The organism is Paraburkholderia sp. GAS32 (assembly GCF_050434225.1).
Classification (GTDB): domain Bacteria; phylum Pseudomonadota; class Gammaproteobacteria; order Burkholderiales; family Burkholderiaceae; genus Paraburkholderia; species Paraburkholderia madseniana.
In genome coordinates this window covers 17,975-37,726 of the sequence record NZ_JBNPVS010000045.1, presented here as the reverse complement: position 1 = coordinate 37,726, position 19,752 = coordinate 17,975, and the positions used below count along the sequence as shown (strand labels likewise).

Genomic DNA, 19,752 nt, shown 5'->3' with positions numbered 1-19,752 from the left:
ATGCAATCCCCCGATTCATCCCTGTCGTTACCAGATGCCCCCGGGCAGCCCACGGCCGCGCGGTCGGCCGACGGAGCCGCTCCGCCCCGCGCCAGATTGACGCAATGGGCGAGTTCGAAGCGCGCATTTGTCCTGCTCCTGTTGTGCGTGGTCGCTGCGGTCAACCTTGCCGACCGACAATTGATCACGATCCTGATTACCCCCATCAAGCACGAATTCGGTGCCAGCGACACAAGTATGGGGTTGCTAACCGGCATGGCATTCGCCGCGGTCTATGTCACCGCGGGACTGCCCATAGCCTACTGGTCCGATCGAGGCTCACGCCGATCTGTCATCGCCGCGTCAGTAGGTGCATGGAGTTTGATGACCATGCTTTGCGGCGTGACCCAGTCGTTTACGCAACTCGCAATGGCGCGCATGGGAGTCGCATTTGGTGAAGCAGGTTGCAACCCCGGGTCGCACTCGATAATTGCCGATCTGTATAGTCGCCACAACCGCGCGAAGGCCATCGGCTTCTACAACGCGTCTGCCTCCATCGGCATTGGCCTTGGTCTTTTCGCTGGCGGTGCACTCATCACGCATTTCGAATGGCGTACGGTGTTCGTACTTCTCGGCGCACCCGGTCTGCTGCTCGCGCTATTCATCCGGCTAGCAGTTCCGGAGCCCCCTCGAGGCATGTCCGACCCGGATCTGATACCGGAACCCGCACTACCGCTCGTTAAAACACTCCGATGGCTCGGGAGACTTCGCGCCTTTCGTTTTCTCGCACTGTCGGCCATGGGATGTGCCATTGTTAACTATGGCGTCCAGTCGTGGGCCGCGACGTTTTTCCTGCGCGTACATGGCGTGGCCGCTGGCGAAATTGGGGCTAAGCTCGGCACGGCCTCGGCAATCGGCCTCCTGACGGGAACAATCCTGTCTGGAATGATCGCGGACCGACTGTCCCACAAGGATCTTCGATGGCACATGCGCATCGCAGCCGGGGGCATGTTACTTGCGATTCCATTCGGCGCGGCATTTCTGCTGACATCCAATCGCAATCTGGCATTCATAATGTACGGACTGGCGATCGGGCTGCTATCGGTCTGGGCGACGCCAATCCATGCGCTCACGCAAACCGTAGCGAAGCCGCGCATGCGCGGCCTCGCAGCGGCAATTGTGGCGTTCTTTCTGAACGTATTGGGTTATGGCTTGGGACCGTTAATGGTAGGCATCCTCAATGATCGATTGCAAGTACGGTTCGGCAACGAATCCATTCGATACTCGCTACTTATCCTGCTCTCAGGCGCGATCGGGGCTGCGATAATATGCATATCCACCAACCGGACGCTGCTCTCTGACTACGCACGGACCCAGTCTCCGCTGATGTCTCCCGAAGGGCTGTCGGGCAACGCACTTCCTGGGGAGGAGTCGGCCGTATGATATCCACGCCTTCAGCGCGCGTTACCCGCGCACGCTCTTACCTGTTCGTTCCCGGCGACCGGCCCGATCGCTTCAGAAAGGCATTTGACGCAGGTGCCGATGCAGTTATCCTTGATCTGGAAGACTCCGTTTCGTCGAACCGCAAGTCGGCCGCACGCGATGCTATCGATAATTTTGTTGCCGCAGACAGCCACGCCATTGTCAGGATCAATGCCCTCGATACAGAGTGGGCGGCCGCGGATATTGACTTGTGCCGGCGTCCGGGCATCAGCGCAGTGATGATCCCTAAAGCCCAGAGCGCCAGCGATGTGACGGATGTAGCCGCAAGGGTTGGGGGAAACGTAGCGATACTGGCCCTAATCGAAACGGCCAAGGGCATGGCTAACGCTCATGCAATTTCACAGACTGCAGCCACCGGGCGCCTTGTGTTCGGCACCATTGACTTCCAGCTGGACTTGGGGATCGATGGCGACGATTGGGAACTGCTGTACTTCCGCTCCCTACTCGTCCTGGCTTCGCGCTGTGCAGGCCTCCCTCCACCCTGCGACGGCGTTACGGCGTCAATCGATGACGATATGGCGGTAGCGACGGACGCGCGGCGCAGCCAGCGGATTGGCTTTGGTGCGAAACTGTGCATACATCCACGACAGGTCCCGCTGATCAACCGGGTTTTTACCCCGGACGTGGACGCACGCGCTTGGGCGCAGCGTGTGCTCGACGCGTCGGCCAGTGCTGGAGGGTCAGCTGTCGCGCTCGACGGGAAGATGATCGATCGGCCAGTTGTGGAGCGCGCCCAGCGGATCATTGATGCCGCGCACATCGAGAAACCGTGAGCGACGGGCAGGCCTCACACTGTCTTGTGCAATCCAATTGCACAAAACGCTGGCGGGCGCGAGAACGTCACGACCGCCAGCGCTACACTAACCGGTTACGACAACATGACCCCGCCGTCGACCACGATCTCGGTTCCCGTGATAAACGACGCGTCGGGCGACAGCAGGAACGACACCGCTTTGGCGATTTCCACAGCTTCGCCCATCCGTTTCATCGCGGTCAACGCCGCGATCGGATCTGTCTGCTCCTTGGCACCCCGGGTAAGCGGCGTCAGAATGGGCCCTGGAGAAACAGCGTTGACACGCACGCCCCGAGTCGCGTACTCGATTGCAACAGACCGAGTCAAACCGAGTACTGCGTGCTTGCTCGCTGTATAGGCGTCCAGTCGGCGCAGCCCGAGATGAGCGTAGATGGACGCGATGTTCACGACTGCGCCGCCTCCCGCCTTCTCAATCGCCGGCAATTGGAATTTCATTCCAAAGAACACCCCGTCGAGATTGACGCCCATCACTTTGCGCCACTCGTCGGCGTCCATGCTTTCCAGTGCGTCGAACCGTCCGCTGATACCGGCATTGTTCACTGCGTAGTTCAACGCGCCGAAAACCTGCTCGGCTTTTGCAACCACGGCCTGACTCTGCTCGAACACCGACACGTCGGCGCAGAAAGCCACCGCGTCCCTGCCCTGCTCCCGGATTGAACGCGCCACCGTCTCCGCGTTGCCAGCGTTTATATCGACGACAAGCACACGCGCTCCGTTCAACGCCAGGTCGTGCGCTACCGCTTCGCCGATACCGCCTCCTGCTCCCGTCACTACGGCGACCTTTCCCTCAAAGCCTTTCGACATCAATGTCTCCTTCCAGTTTTCCTGTTATGGGATATGGCGACAACGCCTGCGCTTCGTCAACCCAAGGCAGCGATAATCTCCTCCGTTCTGCGCACGGCACCAATCATCGGGAAGATGGTCTGCGCGGCAAACTCGTGCATCCCCGGAGCGACGCTGCTGATCGCATCCTCCGCAAACACGAGTTGATATCCCAGTTCGTACGCTGCACGTGCCGTTGACTCCACACCCATATTGCTCGCGATTCCTGCCAGTACCAAAGTCTTGATACCTCGACGACGCAGTTGCAGGTCCAGTTCCGTGCCATGAAACGCGTTCCACTGGCGCTTCGTGATCACGATGTCGTCAGGCGCCACATCCAGATCACCTGAAAGATCGGCCCAATCGGCGGGCAATCCACCTGGCGGCATCGGTAGCGGCCGATCCACCGCCTGCTTGAGCGCGTCTGCAAAATCGGGAGCCCACGCAACGCGGGTGAGCACAACCGGCGAGCCAATCCGTCTGAAGCTTCTGGCAAGGCTCACTGCATTGGCCAGCACAGAGTTCGCCGAATGAGGCACAAACGGCACACGCAGGATGCCTTCCTGGAAATCCACCGCGACAAGCGCTGCGTTCTCGACTACGAGTTGCTCCATTACTACCTCGACAAGAAAGTGCTACTGGTTCAAAAAACCGATTGGCTGCCCGACGCATCCGGACAGCCCGATGATACCTCATGATAGATGACGCATTGTCAGTTATATATAGGTGATTCCCACAATCCAATTCGTCATCACTCAACCCCATACTGAACGCAGATGAAATTTGATGATGAGGGGCGTTCCGAGTCACAAATAAACGACCTTTCATCACTTTTCACGGCATGCAATCCGACAGAAATCGTCGACACACCATTCTGAAAGGAGACAAGAGATGGCACTGAACGTGGGTTTCGTAGGACTTGGCAACATGGGCGAAGGCATGGCCTCCAACGTTGCAAAGGCCGGGTTTCCACTAGTCGTCAGAGATATCCGGCCTGAGCCCGTCCAACGACTCGTCGCACTTGGAGCATCTGTCGCCGCAAGCAATTACGAGTTAGCGACCCGGTCCAGCGTGGTTTGCGTCGCCCTCTTTGACGAAGCGCAGGTTCGATCCGCTTTCCTGCCCGACGGCGATGACAGGGGATTGCTCGCAGGCCTCGCTCGCGGCAGTGTTGTCGCGATTCACAGCACGGTCCCACCTCGATTGACCAGGCAACTCGCGGAAAGCGCTGCCGAACACGGCGTTGCGATCCTCGACGTGCCTATGACGGGCGGTGGCGATACCGCCGCCCGCGCCGGCAAACTGACGTTCTTCGTCGGCGGAGACGAGGCGGCCTTCAATCGGGCGCAGCCCGCGCTCCAGGCAATGTCACAGCACTTGTTCTATGTCGGAGGCGTGGGGGCCGGATCTACAACCAAGATTCTGAGCAACTTCATGGCCATCTCCAACGTGCTGCTGGTTCGGGAAGCACTTCGTCTTGCCCGCGCGGCCGGCATCGACGAAGAGCAATGGCTTTCGGTGATCAACGCTGGCGGCGTCGGATCAAGCTGGGTGAGCAACAACTGGGCGCGCATCCGCGAGCAGGAGGACCACTACACAACCGGCCGCTCGGGCATGGTTGCCATGTCGAACAAGGACATGCACCTTGCGCAGGACCTCGCGCGCGAGTTTGGTACTCCCACACCCACGCTAGACCATCTCATCGAGAACGCGCTGCCGGAGTTGGGAAACCATGGCCTCACACGCTAAATCGCACATAGCTGAAGCCAATGGAATCGGGACGCGGAAACTCTGCATCGGCGTGGACGTCGGCGGGACGTTTACCGATATCGTGCTTTCGGACGGTCTAGAGGTCTGGCGGGCAAAAGCCCCCTCCACCACAGGGGCACTGGGCCGCGGCGTAATTGAAGCTTGCCGGCTGGTCGCACAGCGCGCCGGACTGGACATCGAGGAGATGCTATCCCGAGTGGAACGCTTCGGGCTGGGCACGACCGCCGTCACAAACGATATTGCTTCGCGCACCGGCCGTAGGGTAGGTCTTGTTACGACACGCGGATTCGAAGACCTGGTGCCGCTAGCGCGCGTGCGGCGCGTGCCGCGCGACGGCTGGCTGGTGCCGCCAGACGCGCTGATCGAGCGGGATTGGATTGTGGGCGTCGAGGAACGCATTGACCGGGACGGCGACGTGCTCCGGCAACTTGACGTCGAACAGGCAGTCGACGCGGCACGTCATCTCCATGAGCGTTTCGGTATTGAGGCATTAGTTGTGTCGTTCCTCTGGTCTTGTGCCAATCCGGCACATGAAAGCGCGGCGGTCCGGCGCATCCGTGAGACGCTACCTGATCTACCGGTTCTTTCCGCGGCCGGGTTGTATCCGGTAGCGCGTGAATACGAGCGAACAACATTTGCGCTATTGAACGCATATACATCCGGGTCGCTTGGCGGGATCGACGAACTCGTTGAGGACTTGGCGCTACTTGGTCTGCCGCAACCACCGCTTCTCGTCCACTCAGGCGGTGGCTCCATTACCGTTGCCGAGGGCCGCATCATGCCCGCCCTATTAGCAGAGTCGGGACCCGCCGCAGGGGTCGTCGGGGCGCTCGCGGTGTGCCGGGCCGCTGGTGTCCGGGACGCGGTCGCATGTGATATGGGCGGCACTTCGTTCGACATGGCTATAGTGCGTCACGGCGAACCGATGCGCCGAACTCGTGGTGAGTTGATGGGCATCTGGACCGCGATGCCGATGGTTGACATCGAGTCCGTCACGGCGGGTGGCGGTTCACTCGCATGGGTGGACGCCCTTGGTTTGCTGCGCGTCGGCCCGCGCTCAGCGGGCGCCTATCCGGGCCCAGCTTGCTATGGGCGAGGAGGGTTCGAACCAACCGTGACCGACGCTCTTGTGGTACTCGGCTATATCGATTCATCGAGATTCCTTGGCGGCGACATGTCGCTCGACGCAGTCGCGGCTGCGACTGCTTGCGAACGTCTCGGGCACGCGCTTGGCTCAGGTGCTAAACAGGCTGCGTGGGGCATCCATGAGATCGCCAAGGTAGAAATGGTGCGCGCGCTCAGAGCCCAGTTTGCACAGCGCGGCCTCGATCCGGCGGCCCACGCGATCGTGAGCATGGGTGGCTGCGGCGGTCTTTTCAATGCTCTGATCGCCAGAGAGCTTGGCATACAGCGGGTTTTGATTCCGGAACTTACGTCAGTTCTGTCGGCCTTTGGCGCGGCCAATGCGGACATTCGGCGCGAACGCAGCGTTAGCATGAATCTGTGTTTGCCTTGCGATGCGCAACAAGTCGAAACGAAGATGTCAGAGTTGGGCTTCGCAGTACACGCCGATCTCGCAGCCGATGGGATCGCGGAGTGCGATCGGTCCGTCAGGTTTGAGGCCGATCTCCGATTTATGCGGCAGCAATCGGAGTTGAATGTTACCTGTGAGGAAGGGTTTAACGCGGCCCAACAGGAACGCATCATTGAGGATTTCAAGGCTGAGTACGGTCGGCGCTATGGTCAGGGGGCGCTGATAAGCGGTACGCCAGTCGAGCTCGTGGCATTGCGCGCGATCGGGCATGGCAGCACTGTGCGCGCGGAGCTCGCGGGCCACCTTCCTGACGAGGATCCACGCCCGCCATCAGTTGCGAGCACCCGGGCCGTATATGTCGGGGAACGTACCCCTGCCACGCAGATAGCGGTGTTCGATGGCGCGGACCTCCGACCCGGTCAGACACTAACCGGACCGGCACTGATTGATAGCCGAGACACCACAATCTGGATTCCCGCTGACGTGCGCGCGACAGTCGACGGACACCGCACGATTACCCTGGAGATACCAAGATGAACCGAGAAGCAGAAGTAGACTTCGACGGAATCGCACTGGAAGTTTTCCGCAGTCGGCTGCAAGCCGTGGCTGAAGAAGGGGCCCTGACAATCGAGCGCACCGCTTGCTCTCCGACGATTGCCGAGTCACGTGACTGTTCGTGTTCCGTGCTGGATGCAGCGGGCGATCTCATCGTCGGCGGAGGCGCAGTGGCACATCATTTCGGCGCGTGTAGTCACGCAGTGCGCTGCACGCTGGCGCAGCACGGCACGAGCATTTCGCCGGGAGACGTGTTCATCGCCAATGATCCACACAACGGCGGTGGCCTGCACTACATGGATGTCGTCGTGCAGCGCCCAGTATTTCATGATGGAGCGCTGATTGCCTGGGTTGCGAACTCCGGCCACATGATCGATGTCGGCGGCATGACTTTCGGATCCTGGTCACCCGCGGCAACCGAATGCTTCCAGGAGGCACTACGCCTTCCACCGGTACGACTTTTCCGCCAAGGGACGGAAGTACAGGACACGTGGGCTATCGTACGCAATAACGTGCGGGTACCGTCGATGGTTGAGATGGATATCCGAAGTCTTGTGGCCGGTTGCCAGGTGGTGCACGACAAACTTTCATCCATAGCGGAAACGGTCGGAAGGAAACGTTTCATGGCCAACGTGCTGTCATTGCGCGACATCGTCTCGCGGGAAGTCAGACGGCGCATATCACTACTGGAAAACGGCGTCTATCGTCTCGCAACATGGACAGAGTGGGGAGATGAACGTTATCGGGTTCCCTGCACCCTAACGGTACTAGACGATAAACTGGTCTTCGATTTTGAAGGCGCCGCCCCGCAGTGCAAGCACTTTTTCAACTCAAAACCCCACGTAATCCGGTCGATCGTCACAAGCGACGTCACGGACGTATTCACGCACGATCTGCCTCTGTGCGCCGCTATGTTCGACGCGATCGAGGTCCGCTGCCCACCTGGTACAGTAGTGAACGCTTCGCCGCCTGCGCCCACCGCGTCAGCGCATTTCGATGTCGCGCTCAATGCCAGCATGGCCGCTCACCAATGCCTGATGATGGCGGTCGCCATATCGGGCGCGCAGGCGCCCGGGAAGCACCTGCTTTCCGGACCGGTCGCGCCGTCGTGCATGGGCCTGCACACATGGGCCTACAGCGCGGCCAATGGCGCGCAGGACGGCTGGCTCATGATTGAAGGCGCAATGGCCGGCGGGTCGGCGGGACACGATCGCGACGGCTACGATCTGTTCAGTTTTATGGTGGCCCGCAAAGCCATTATCGAATCCGTAGATATCGAGTCGTTCGAGTCGCGCTACCCGGCCCTCGTACTCGAGAAACGGCCGCGCGCCGGCGCCGAAGGGGCTGGCCGGTATCGCGCCGGCGCTGGCTGTCAGATGAGCTACAAGCCGCACAAAACGGCGTCATGGACTGGTGTGATGCTTGGCATGCGTGAACGTCTGCCTCTGCCCGGCTTCGCAGGCGGGCTATCTGGAGCCAACACCCGATTTGAACTGCATCGAGCCAATGGCCAGGTTGACACCATCTCAGGTCATGCCGATAGATTGGAGATTCGGGACGATGAGTGGTTTGAATTTCGGCTTGGCTGCGGAGGTGGATTTGGCGACCCGCTCGAACGTGACCCCGAGGCAGTGGCTCGCGATGTCCGCCAATCGCGCATCAACTTCGGCGAAGCGGCATCAGTGTATGGAGTCGTTTTCGATGAATCGGCGTGCCTGCCGGATCACGATGCGACACGCGTGTGCCGCAATCGGTTGCTGAACGACCGGCTGGCAAGGGCTCAGCCCGCGACCAGTCCACTCATCGGACATGGCCCGCTCGCATCGCCACAGCGCGGTCAGGGACGGTTGCTGTACCCTGGAGTCGAGCACCATGCCGGGATTGCGTACGCTATCAGCAGTGGGGCACCCCTCGCCGCTGCACCCGGCACCTGGACCGACGGATGTCCAAGGCTTGAGGAGCAGCGCGAAGGCGGAGTGGTTCTCTGCCAATATCTCGACCCGATAGCGGGCACAATCCTCATTGCTGATGCCCGCCTAGAAGGAGAACCCTGTACGATCGAGGCCCGACCTCAGCACTGGATCGCTTCAGTAAACAAACCCGCATCCAGAGCCGCGTTCAAATAGCGAACTATCACATGGAACCCCGGGCGCATTCGGCGCCCGAGGTCGGCCGCTACCCCGAATTCTTGCGCGCGCGAATCATCGTCTCCTGAACAACGGAAGCGACGAGCTGCCCGTTCTCAGAATAGAAGCGCCCATGCACCAAAGCTCGCCCCTGCCCCGCCCAATCGCTTTCCGTCTCGTAGAGCAGCCACTGTGAAGGGTCAGCTAATACGTGGAACCACATCGCATGATTCAGGCTTGCTACAAATAGATGCTCGTCAGGCATTTCGCTCACGTGCGGAATCAGCGCCGCATTGACCAGAAGGTAATCCGACAAATACGTCAAAACCGCTGTCCAACCGGTCGGGTCGGCCGGCATATTTCCACGCGCCCGCATCCAGAACCGTGACGCGGGTTTGCCCGGCTGCAACAATAGATGTTCCTTCACCGCAATGGGGCGTATTTCGAGTTGCGGGTAGGTGCTCAATCGTCCCTTGCCATGTTCCGACACCTGCGTCTCATAGCGCGCGGCAATCGACCCCAAAGTCGACAGGGAATCCGGTGCTGGCGGCTCGGACCGCCAGCCGGATTGATGTCGAAATCCTTCTTCGGGTCCACTGAAGGAAGCGTAAGCCCGCAAGACCGTATGCCCGGACTGGCGAGCCATGACCCGACGATGGGACAGACTGCGCCCATCGCGCCCCTCGCACACTTGATAGACGAGCGGTCGGGTCGCCGAGGCGGGAAATTCAAAGGAAGCGTGTAACGCATGCGGCAGCTTGCCTGAAACGGTCTGAGCCGCCGCGCAGAGGGCCTGTGCGAGGAGCTGACCGCCGAAAATAAACTCATTACGATTAGTCTGCGCGGCCCCACTGGAGAAACGACCGCCTCCAAGCGGGCTGAGCGTCAGCAACTGCTGCAGATCCGGGGTCGACGCATTTCGGCGAGGAGATTCGTTTCGCGGAACCATAGAGGTGCACTCAATAGTGGTTTACAACAGCGCCTCAGCATGAGCATGCCACTCAAGTTCATCGCGAAATTGCGGCGCAGCGACGGAGATCAGGCGCCGGACGCGGTCGCGAACAGACAACCCTCGCAGATCGGCCACACCGTGCTCGGTAATGATTAGGCCAGCGTCTGCGCGGGGAATAGTCGCGGGGCCAGACAGCGACGCAACGATTCGGCTCGCAATCTGTGGGCCGCCGGATCCCACTGTCGATGGCAATGCGATGATCGGCATGCCACCTTGAGACCGATGCGCGCCGCGAAGAAAATCCAGCGCACCACCGACCGCGCCGACGTATATTCCACGCGCCACCTCGGTATTGACCTGTCCCGTCAAATCCACTTCAATGGCTGAATTAATCGCCACGAAGCGATCAATTGCAGCCAGTACTTCAGCTGCGTGCGTATAGCACACCGAACGGAACTGCACCGACGGATTGCGATGAACAAATTCATTTAATGTACGGCTGCCCATCCCTACCCCCGCGATGCTTAGGCCCGCATCGACGGTCTTGCGGGCGTTGGTGACAACGCCGGCCTCGATCAGTCGCGCGGCCTCGTCTACGAGCGCTCCGGTATGGATACCCAGCTCCCGGTGGCTGGACAGTTCGCTAAGCACCGTTTCCGGTATCGACCCTATGCCGAACTGGAGTGTCGATCCGTCCTCGATCACCGCCGAAACCTGCCGCGCCACCGCCTGTTCGATTTCGCCCGGATTGCTGCGCGACGGTTCAAGAGGGCGTCGAGCCGTCACAACAGCAATATGTATATCATCCGCAGACAAGCTGTACTGCCCATATGTCCATGGCGCAAGCTCATTGATCTCTGCGATAACGAGTCTCGCCCGTTTGATTGCGGGAACAAGATACTCGTGGGCCAGCGAAAGGCTGAACCGGCCATCCGGCCCCGCAGGCGCCAGTTGCACCATCACGACATCGACCCTGAGTTGGCCTGTCGAAATCAGCTCGCCGAGCTGCGAATAGTGACACGGCAGAACGTCGAGCTTTCCCTGCATTGCGAGGGTCCGATTGCCACCGGCCCCGCAGTAGGACCGGAAGCGCACGCAATCCGTGAATTCCGGGTCGGCCGTTTCCGACCACGTAGCGCCGATAAATGCCTGCAATTGGCCAACGCGGTGACGCTGCTCCATCAGTGCGCGCGTCAACGCTATAGGCTCGGCACCAGCCTGGCCCCACATCACGGTTTCGCCGCGGCGCACGAGCGCACCGAAGTCGATTTCACCGGCGTCAAGAATCTTCAAGAGCAGTCATCCTCAAGAGCCGGTCACCCATTCTGCCCGACGCAATATATAATTGACGAAGCGTCAGTTTATATCAAACTGGACACAAATCCCATGGGAGACTCATAGCATGAACACAGCGCTCAGGCGGGCGGCCGTAGTCACCCCGCTGCGTACCCCGGTAGGAAGCTTTGGCGGCAGTTTGCGCCCCCTCACTGCCGACCAGTTGACCACGCATATCATCCAGGCGGTACTCGAACGCAGCGCAATAGATGGCGCGGCTATCGACGAGGTAATTGTCGCGCAGTCGTATTCGTCCAGCGAGGCACCGTGCCTTGGCCGTTATGGCGCACTGGCGGCCGGACTACCGCTCGAAGTGCCCGGGTATACGGTCGACAGGCGTTGCGGGTCGGGTCTACAGGCAGTCATCGACGCGGCCATGATGGTGCAGACGCACGCGGCTGACGTCGTCCTGGTCGTTGGCGTTGAAAGTATGAGTAATATTGAATACTACTCGAACGACATGCGCTGGGGGGCCCGTTCCGGCTCGGTTGAATTTCATGATCGGCTGCAGCGGGGACGCGAGCGCTCGCAGCCACAGCAACGTTTCGGGGTGATTTCCGGCATGCCTGAAACCGCAGAGAATCTCGCGAGGGAATATGGAATTAGCCGCGGTGAAGCTGATAATTTCTCAGTTTTAAGTCACCGCCGTGCAGCGGCGGCATGGGCTGAAGGTCGCTTCGACCCAGAGGTAGTGCCAGTCACGGTGCCCCAAAAAAAGGGTGACACTTTGATCTTTTCGAAAGACGAAGGTATCCGTCCCGACACCAGCCAAGAAACCCTATCTCGCCTGAGACCTGTTCTGAAGGATGGGACGGTTACCGCTGGCAATGCCAGTCAGCAGAACGATGCCGCCGCCGCCTGTCTGATTGTTGCGGAGGCCCGCCTGGCCTCATTGAAGCTTGAGCCCATGGCTTTCCTGAACGCGTGGGCAGCTTCGGGTTGTCATCCGGCGACAATGGGTATTGGTCCCGTCCCAGCCGTCAACAAGCTGCTTGCTCGAACAGGGCTCACTCTCGACAGCATGGATGTGATCGAGCTCAACGAGGCGTTCGCCGCTCAGGTACTGGCCGTCCTCAAGGCATGGCGGTGGAATGACCTGAACCGCCTGAATCCCAATGGCGGCGGCATTTCGCTTGGACATCCCATCGGGGCGACTGGTGTCCGCATACTGACGACCCTTTTACACGAGCTCGCACGTCGCAAAGGTCGTTACGGACTTGAGACGATGTGCATTGGCGGTGGGCAGGGACTTGCGGCGCTCTTCGAACGGCCGTAATTCAATGAGCGAGACCCCATCCGGCTTGATATCGGATAGGGTCTCGTGACAACCTTTGCGAAAGAACGCCTGAACCGACAGGACAAACCCGAAACGCTACGCTCCAGATGAGTGTTCTCTCGATAACCCTCGGGAGTTGTTCTTCGTCGCCGCGCTGGATTGCCGAACATCCGTCGCTGCCGGCTTGCGCTGCCGACCGTCGGTCACGGCTCCCAGAAGGAAATGAGACAGCGACGGAATCAGCACCAGTGCGCCGATCATGTTCCAGATGAACATGAACGTGAGCAGAATTCCCATGTCTGCCTGGAATTTTATAGGCGACCATACCCAGGTGACCACCCCCGCAGCCAACGTAACGCCAACTAGCGCCACCACCTTTCCTGTGAAGCCGACTGCTTTGCGATATGCGGTCGGAAGGTCCATTCCGGCCCGCTGTTGCGCAAGCTGAACACTCAGCAGATACAGGGCATAGTCCACTCCAATGCCAACGCCTAGCGCTACGACTGGCAATGTAGCAACCTTGACTCCAATCCCAAGCATCACCATCAACGCCTGACAGAGAATTGATGTCACGGCGAGCGGTATAACCGCGACAATCGTGGCGCGCCAGCTCCGGAATGTAATCAGGCAAAGCAGGATGACTGCCGCATACACGAACGCCAGCATGCGCTCATTGGCCTGCAGAACGGCGATGTTGGTTGCCGCCTCGATGCCTGCGCTGCCGGCAGCAAGCAGAAATCGACGGTCCCCGTTGCTGTGCGCTCTGGCGAACGACTCGGTTATCTTGACCATCTGGTCCAAGGTGGTTGCCCGATGATCCGCCAGATATGCGATTACAGTGCCCGCTGTACCGTCTGTGTTCATCAGCTCCGGGTCGTTCGTCTTGAGGTCGAATGTCGCCTGGGAGGACAACGAAGCCTGACGGCTCAAGGTGAACCACTTCGGGCTACCTTCGTTGATACCGGACGTGCCATACCGCGCCATGTTGGCAGCAGACATCGTCCCCTGCACAACAGGTAAGGCACGGAGTTGCTGCTCGAGGCGATCTTCCTCGGTCAACGTGGGGAAGCTGCTCATACCGTCCGGCTTCGTCTTGACGATTACCGCAAAGACATCGCTTGAAAGTCCGAACTTGCTGGATATGAAAGCGGCGTCCCGGTTATAGCGCGAATCCGTACGCAGTTCAGGAGCGCCCGGATCAAGATCACCGGTTTGCAGATTCAGACCGACTACAAATCCGGCGATGGTCAATCCGGTCGTCACGATGAGCGCGCCTGCCGCCCAGCGGCGACTCGTGAACCGATCAAGGACGCCCCACAAACGCTCTGAAAAAACCGGATTCTCGGCAGTCATTTGCTGCGCACGAAGGCTGCGTCTGGCTGCTGCGCGACTTACCCCCGTATACGACAAAACCACCGGCAGAAGAACCAGGTTTGTGAAGATCAGCAGACCGACGCCAATGCTCGCCGTCATTGCAAGATCGCGAATCGCCGGAATATCAATGATTGTCAGTATCCCAAATCCGACCGCGTCGGCGAGCAAAGCCGTCAACCCTGCGAGAAACAACCGTCGGAACGTGTGACGCGCTGCGACGTATTTGTGCATTCCCTTACCAACATCCTGCATGATCCCGTTCATCTTCTGTGCGCCGTGCGACACGCCAATAGCAAACACGAGAAAAGGAACCAGTACCGAATACGGGTCAAGCGAGAAGCCAAGTAGATTGACAACGCCAAGCTGCCAGACTACCGCGGTCAGTGAGCAGACCAGCACGAGTAACGTGCTGCGCACACATCGCGTGTAAAGGAAGATTGCACCGGCCGCAACGATTGCCGCGACGGCGAAATATCGGCTCATCTTTCCAATGCCGTCGATCAGGTCTCCGACCAGTCTTGCGAATCCGGTAATGTGAATCCCGATCCGCTGCGACTGGTGCGAGAGTACTTTCCTGTCCAATTCCTTCGAGAATGCCGCGTAGTCGAGCGGCTCACCCGTCACCGCATTCTTCTCGATCAGCGGCACCACGATCATGCTCGAGTGCTGATCGTTAGATACCACACTCCCAACGATTCCCGCCAGCATCACGTTTCGCTTGAGTTGACTCACTGACGCGACGGAGCCAGTGTAGTCCTGCGGCATAACCGCACCGCCGCGATAACCCTCTTCCGTAATCTGCGTCCATCGAACCGAAGGGGTCCAGAGGGATTTCATGAATAGGCGGTCAACCCCCGGCATCAGGAACACTGCGTCGTTGATTTCGCGCAGTGTCCGCAGATACTCAGGATCGTAAATGTCGCCGTTCTTGTTCTCCACCACGATCCGCACTGTGTTGCCAAGTCCACGCGCGATGCTTTTGTTTTCCAGATAGTTGCGGATGAAGGGCTGTGACTCGGCCAGCGTCTTGTCAAAGCTCGCATTAACCTTCAGGCGTACCGCCTGCGAGCCCAGCAAGGCGGTCAGCAACACGCAGACCAGAACAATCACGAGGCGATGATTGAAAATCAGTCGCTCAAGAACATTACCCGAGCGCGGATTGAAGTCTTCCAGTCGTCTGGCAACCACACCCTCATCTGCCGCTTGCGCCTGATCGAATTGATTCATTTTGAAACCTCATTGAACGTAGCCGAGCGCCCTGTAAGGACCTGTTCCAAATTGACTCCTTGCAAGCCGGCGAGCATCAAGCGCTGGGCCCCCAGTACGTCAATGCCAGTAAAAGGCATCGGATGTGAGACTGCCTCTGCCTGAAACGTCACTCCTTGATCCCGGCTCACTAGCAAGGCGCCGCCAGAACTGCCCAGAATAACCATCGCCCCCCCATCGACTGTCGCCGCAGTCGTGAAGCTGTCTTTTACGGGCGTGTCGACGTGTTGCCACGTAGCCCCTCCGTCCGGGCTTCGGAAGACTGTTCCACGCAATCCGACCGCCAGCAGGAAATTACCCGTTCCAGTGACGTCGAAGAAGCTTCCCTTGTAGGGCGCGGACACTGCGACGAATGATCTGCGCGCTCCATCGTAGCGATACACCCCACCCTGTTCACCGGCGATAACAAGATTGTCACCTATCTTCTTGATCACATTCAGATTTAGAAATCCCTTGTTGTCGATGTGATCCATCCAAGGTATCCAATGCTTACCGCCATCGTCGGTCGACACGATCATTCCAAAGGAACCGACTGCGATTCCGTGCTGGAGATCGGTAAAGTGAACGCTAAGAAATGGTAACGACGTGTCGCCTTGCGTATTGAGCTCAATCTCCTTGAGAAACACCGCCGCAGACGCGTCGCCTGACGCTATTCTATTTCTGTAATATGCGGGAAATGCGACGGCCGCCACACGATTGTCTAGCTGCTTTTTCCACGTTCGGCCACCGTCTTCCGTATGCAGAATGACCGCGTCATGTCCGGTCGCCCACCCCTGCTCCGGGCTCACGAACTGTACGGCGACCAGGTCAGTCTGCACCGGAACACGAGCCTGGTGCCACGACCGTCCCTGGTCGTCAGAAATGATAATAAGCCCCCGCAATCCGACAGCGACGACCCGGGTGCCTGCGTTCGTAATCGCCATCAAAGGCTGACTCGTTCGCCCTCTGAAGCCGAATTGCTCCACCGCTGGGGTATCGAGGGGATCCTGGAAGGCTTTGCTATCCGTCTGGGCTTGGACCGAAATCGCTACAAGAAGGGCTATCGTCGAAGTGGCAAAGCGAGACCATAAGTTGTTCATCGAGAACTCCGGATTACCGGCACCAGCGCGAATCTCGCAAGCTGGAGCCTCAAGACATCAATAGCTCCGACTTCACGCCGCTAACGGATGCCCGCATTCATCAGGCCGGACGGAGTAAAACGCGACATGTCAGGCAACTTCGCCCCGCTTTTCTCATAGCCGGTGCCGAATTCGCCACCAATAAAGTACGAACCCTTGGAAAGATCCACAAAACTGTATCGGGCGTCAGTAAGATAGGGGGCGACGGGGTCATAGATAACAGAGGGATAGTCAAGGCCAATTCGGTACAACTGGCCAGCGTGGTCGTACTCGTCGACCTCGCTCACAATCCAAGAGTCCTCGTCTACATAGAAAGTTCTCCGGGACATGATGTGACGCTGACCGGACTTCAATGTTGCTTCAACGACCCACACTCGGTGTTTCTCGAAGCGGACCATGGCAGGATCCGGAAATTTTCTTGTCAGAAAACTTTGCACGGACGTTGAAGGCAAGAAAGGCTTATAGACGTTGTAGGGAACGTAGATTTCCTTCTTGCCGACCAACTTGAAGTCGAACCGATCCATTCGCCCCGAGAACATGCCCACTTCGTCATAGGTCAACGCGCCCCCAAAATTTGCAGCGGGCGTGTCGTAGGTAAATTCCGGCGCCGTGCGTACACGACGCTGTCCCGGCGTGTAGAGCCAGTTCAACACGTCAGCCTGACTATAGTTGAGCGAATAGGAGAGGATCAGGTTATAACCAACCTGGGAAGACGGTGCGTTCCCGATCTCCAGCTGTTTCAGGTAATACAGATCGGGGACGCTCTTCGCGGCCGGATCGTAATACTGATTGCCATAAGTGCCCGTGAAAGTACCGAGCAGCGTACGGCCGCCGTCAGGCTCTACGAGATAGGATTCGTTGCGAACGACACGGCCGGCGGACATCCAGTGGAGATAAAAATTCCACATCACCTCGTAGCCATTCTTTGGAATCGGAAACGGGACCCCGCCATAAGCACCGCTCACGCCATCCCCCTCGATCGAACCGATGAGATGAGCCTTTGTGGCATTTGCCCGCGAATTACTGAGCACCCATTCCGGATAAGGTGCGGTGCGGTGCGTCGGGTACACCTGCATCCGATAGTCCAGATATTTTTTTAACATTGCAATCTGACCCGCTGTCAGATTTTCAGCATGCTCGGCCATGTTCTTTGAGTCAATAGTGAGGATCGGCTTTTCGTTTTCGAACGGGTCAGGGTAAACCGTGCTGCCACCCTTGTACCCAGGGGCAGCCTCCGTAAGTCCCCCGCTATATGCCGGGATTGACCCGTCAGCGTTGCCTGCTTTCTCTGCGCCGAAATCCGTCAACGTTGTGCCGAGACTCTTGGCAGCATCCGCATCAACGGCCGCGAACGCCGTGCCGCCCTGCAGGCCTGCAAAAATTGCGACCAGAAACCATACGTTCCGTTTCATTGCTTGCTCCTCCATGGATTTGGAACCGGGTAGCGAAGGCCGCAGCCATCGCCCCCCTTTTTTTCGTCACGGGTGCCCGATTCCAGTCGCACCTCCGCGCAGCGCAGATCGCAACGAACCACCGGGTACCGTCTCCTCCTTTCGGCAGACCAACCTCGCCACCTAATAACTGACTATACGTCATTTTAACTAGCGAATCGACTAGCAATCTCCCTCACAAAATCGCGATCATTACTTTTTAACTGACACATATTCATGCTAGCCACACACTGGAGGAGGTCGGCAAGCGCACCCCCTTCGCGCCGGCGACCTACTACTTTCCCTCGAAGATCGGGGCGCGCTTTTCGACAAGCGCGCTCACTCCTTCGACGTGATCTTCGGTTAGATGGCACAACGCCTGCGCCGTCGCCGACATCTCCATTACCGCTTCATACGGCGCACTTCGGCCATGTCGCATCAGACTCTTCGCCAAACGCAATGCATGCGGAGGTTGCGCAGCGATCTGCTGCGCCAGTCGAAACGCCGCCCCGGACAACTCGGCACCCGGAACGATCTGTGAAATAAGGCCCCATTCCGCAGCGGTCGCCGCGTCGATCAGCTTGCCGGTATAGAGCATCTCGGCAGCCCGACTGTATCCAATGACTCGCTGGAGCAACCAGCTACCGCCGTCTCCGGGAATCAATCCGACTTTCAGAAACGTGACTCCAAAGCGGGCATCGTCAGACGCGATGCGTACATCAGCGAGACACGCAAGATCGCAGCCGAGACCGACCGCAGCGCCATTTACAGCAGCAATCAACGGCATTTCCAGACCATAAATTGCGCTGGTCACCGCATGAAACTCCCGCCTGTAGTTTTCCCGAATTTCGATTCCGCTACCGGCGAACGCCCCTTTTTTTTCCAGCATTGACTTCACATCCCCGCCGGCGGAAAAAGCTCGCCCTGAGCCGGTCAATATCGCGCATCGAATATCGCGATCCCGGTTTACTTCATCACAAACCTGACGAACAACCTCCCCGTCTCCGATCGCGCCCAGGGCGTTCATGGACTCAGGGCGGTTAAGCGTGAGTAAGGCAACGTGGCCACGCTTTTCAACCAGCAACATACTCATGGGAACCTCGTTAACGGGTCGGACGTCTTGAATGGACTTGCTCTGCATCCGAACAAAATCCGACTTGCATCGCCAGCTTTCGTTGAATTAGTGCCGGCGCGGTGAACAGTTGACACCTATTCCTTGCGGAGAATTGACAGAAATTCCCGACGAGTGGAAGGGTCCGTACGAAATGAACCAAGCATGCGCGACGTAACCATTTCCGAACCTGCCTTGAGGACCCCGCGCGTCGACATGCACTGATGCGCCGCTTCGAGCATGACCGCCACCCCCTTCGGTTGCAGGATTTCGTTCAGGGTATCGGCAATTTGCACGGTCATCTTTTCCTGGATCTGCAGGCGCTTCGCATATGCGTCGACAAGTCGCGCCAGCTTTGAGATCCCAACTACCCGGTGTTCGGGCAGGTATGCCACATGTGCACGTCCGATGATGGGGACCATATGGTGCTCGCAATAGCTCTCAAAACGGATGTCCTTCAGGACGATCATCTCATCGTAGCCATCGACTTCCGAAAACGTGCGGGTCAGCAGTTCGCGTGGATCGACCAGGTACCCGGCAAAAAACTCCCCGTACGAACGAACTACGCGAGCGGGAGTATCCACCAAGCCTTCTCGAGAAGGGTCGTCACCAGCCCAGCGGATCAGTACACGAACTGCGTCCTCGGCATCCTCGCGCGAGGGTTTCTCAAGGAGAGGAGCGTAATCCCGTGCGAAATGGCCGCCATTGTCTAGTTTCATGTTTGTACATTGATGCATGCATGCCTCAAACGAAGCAGCTTGTTAAGGACAGGCATCCGCATACCGCG

Annotated in this window: 15 protein-coding genes; 6 read left to right on the top strand and 9 right to left on the bottom strand. The window is 58.7% G+C overall.

Annotated elements, in window-relative coordinates; all coding sequences use genetic code 11:
- Both P3T25_RS37600 and P3T25_RS37595 read left to right on the top strand, forming a co-directional pair.
- Complete coding sequence (locus P3T25_RS37600) at positions 1-1,422, top strand: spinster family MFS transporter (protein WP_429362118.1); 1,422 nt, start codon at positions 1-3, stop codon at positions 1,420-1,422.
- On the top strand, positions 1,419-2,255 hold the full coding sequence (locus tag P3T25_RS37595; RefSeq protein WP_429362116.1) for an HpcH/HpaI aldolase/citrate lyase family protein: 837 nt from the start codon (positions 1,419-1,421) through the stop codon (positions 2,253-2,255). The genes P3T25_RS37600 and P3T25_RS37595 overlap by 4 nt, the downstream gene beginning before the upstream one ends.
- Positions 2,256-2,350: 95 nt before the next feature.
- Here the strand turns inward: P3T25_RS37595 and P3T25_RS37590 are convergent, their stop codons facing one another.
- Both P3T25_RS37590 and P3T25_RS37585 read right to left on the bottom strand, forming a co-directional pair.
- Complete coding sequence (locus tag P3T25_RS37590) at positions 2,351-3,100, bottom strand: SDR family NAD(P)-dependent oxidoreductase (RefSeq protein WP_429362114.1); 750 nt, start codon at positions 3,098-3,100, stop codon at positions 2,351-2,353.
- A 56-nt stretch (positions 3,101-3,156) separates the two neighbouring features.
- Positions 3,157-3,732 carry a hydrolase gene (locus P3T25_RS37585; RefSeq protein ID WP_429362112.1) on the bottom strand — a complete coding sequence of 192 codons (576 nt, stop codon included), beginning with the start codon at positions 3,730-3,732 and terminating at the stop codon, positions 3,157-3,159.
- A 277-nt stretch (positions 3,733-4,009) separates the two neighbouring features.
- Between P3T25_RS37585 and P3T25_RS37580 the strand changes: the two genes are divergently transcribed.
- From P3T25_RS37580 to P3T25_RS37570, 3 genes are read left to right on the top strand one after another with little or no spacing between them, the layout of a single operon-like run.
- A complete protein-coding gene (locus P3T25_RS37580; RefSeq protein WP_429362110.1) occupies positions 4,010-4,867 on the top strand; it encodes an NAD(P)-dependent oxidoreductase in 858 nt (285 codons plus the stop codon).
- Between the two features lie 52 nt (positions 4,868-4,919).
- Positions 4,920-6,959: a hydantoinase/oxoprolinase family protein gene (locus P3T25_RS37575; protein WP_429362108.1), complete on the top strand. Its 2,040-nt coding sequence runs from the start codon at positions 4,920-4,922 to the stop codon at positions 6,957-6,959.
- The gene (locus tag P3T25_RS37570; protein WP_429362106.1) at positions 6,956-9,103 is read left to right on the top strand and encodes a hydantoinase B/oxoprolinase family protein; all 2,148 of its coding nucleotides are present in this window, start codon (positions 6,956-6,958) and stop codon (positions 9,101-9,103) included. The genes P3T25_RS37575 and P3T25_RS37570 overlap by 4 nt, the downstream gene beginning before the upstream one ends.
- A 49-nt stretch (positions 9,104-9,152) precedes the next feature.
- Here the strand turns inward: P3T25_RS37570 and P3T25_RS37565 are convergent, their stop codons facing one another.
- Both P3T25_RS37565 and P3T25_RS37560 read right to left on the bottom strand, forming a co-directional pair.
- Entirely contained in the window at positions 9,153-9,995 is an 843-nt protein-coding gene (locus tag P3T25_RS37565) for an acyl-CoA thioesterase (protein WP_429362104.1), read from the bottom strand.
- Positions 9,996-10,073: 78 nt separating this feature from the next.
- Entirely contained in the window at positions 10,074-11,306 is a 1,233-nt protein-coding gene (locus P3T25_RS37560) for an acetyl-CoA hydrolase/transferase family protein (protein WP_429362190.1), read from the bottom strand.
- Positions 11,307-11,457: 151 nt separating this feature from the next.
- Between P3T25_RS37560 and P3T25_RS37555 the strand changes: the two genes are divergently transcribed.
- The gene (locus tag P3T25_RS37555; protein WP_429362102.1) at positions 11,458-12,666 is read left to right on the top strand and encodes an acetyl-CoA C-acetyltransferase; all 1,209 of its coding nucleotides are present in this window, start codon (positions 11,458-11,460) and stop codon (positions 12,664-12,666) included.
- A 96-nt stretch (positions 12,667-12,762) separates the two neighbouring features.
- On the opposite strand, the gene P3T25_RS37550 is transcribed toward P3T25_RS37555, so the two are convergent.
- The 5 genes from P3T25_RS37550 to folE form a co-directional block, all read right to left on the bottom strand.
- Positions 12,763-15,267, bottom strand: a complete 2,505-nt coding sequence (locus P3T25_RS37550; RefSeq protein ID WP_429362100.1) for an efflux RND transporter permease subunit — start codon at positions 15,265-15,267, stop codon at positions 12,763-12,765.
- The gene (locus P3T25_RS37545) at positions 15,264-16,385 is read right to left on the bottom strand and encodes a WD40/YVTN/BNR-like repeat-containing protein (RefSeq protein ID WP_429362098.1); all 1,122 of its coding nucleotides are present in this window, start codon (positions 16,383-16,385) and stop codon (positions 15,264-15,266) included. The genes P3T25_RS37550 and P3T25_RS37545 overlap by 4 nt, the downstream gene beginning before the upstream one ends.
- Before the next feature lie 80 nt (positions 16,386-16,465).
- Entirely contained in the window at positions 16,466-17,836 is a 1,371-nt protein-coding gene (locus tag P3T25_RS37540; protein ID WP_429362096.1) for a DUF1329 domain-containing protein, read from the bottom strand.
- 313 nt (positions 17,837-18,149) lie between these two features.
- Complete coding sequence (locus tag P3T25_RS37535; protein WP_429362094.1) at positions 18,150-18,947, bottom strand: crotonase/enoyl-CoA hydratase family protein; 798 nt, start codon at positions 18,945-18,947, stop codon at positions 18,150-18,152.
- Positions 18,948-19,063: 116 nt separating this feature from the next.
- Positions 19,064-19,684 carry a GTP cyclohydrolase I FolE gene (gene folE, locus P3T25_RS37530; RefSeq protein WP_429362092.1) on the bottom strand — a complete coding sequence of 207 codons (621 nt, stop codon included), beginning with the start codon at positions 19,682-19,684 and terminating at the stop codon, positions 19,064-19,066.
- Positions 19,685-19,752: the final 68 nt, after the last annotated feature.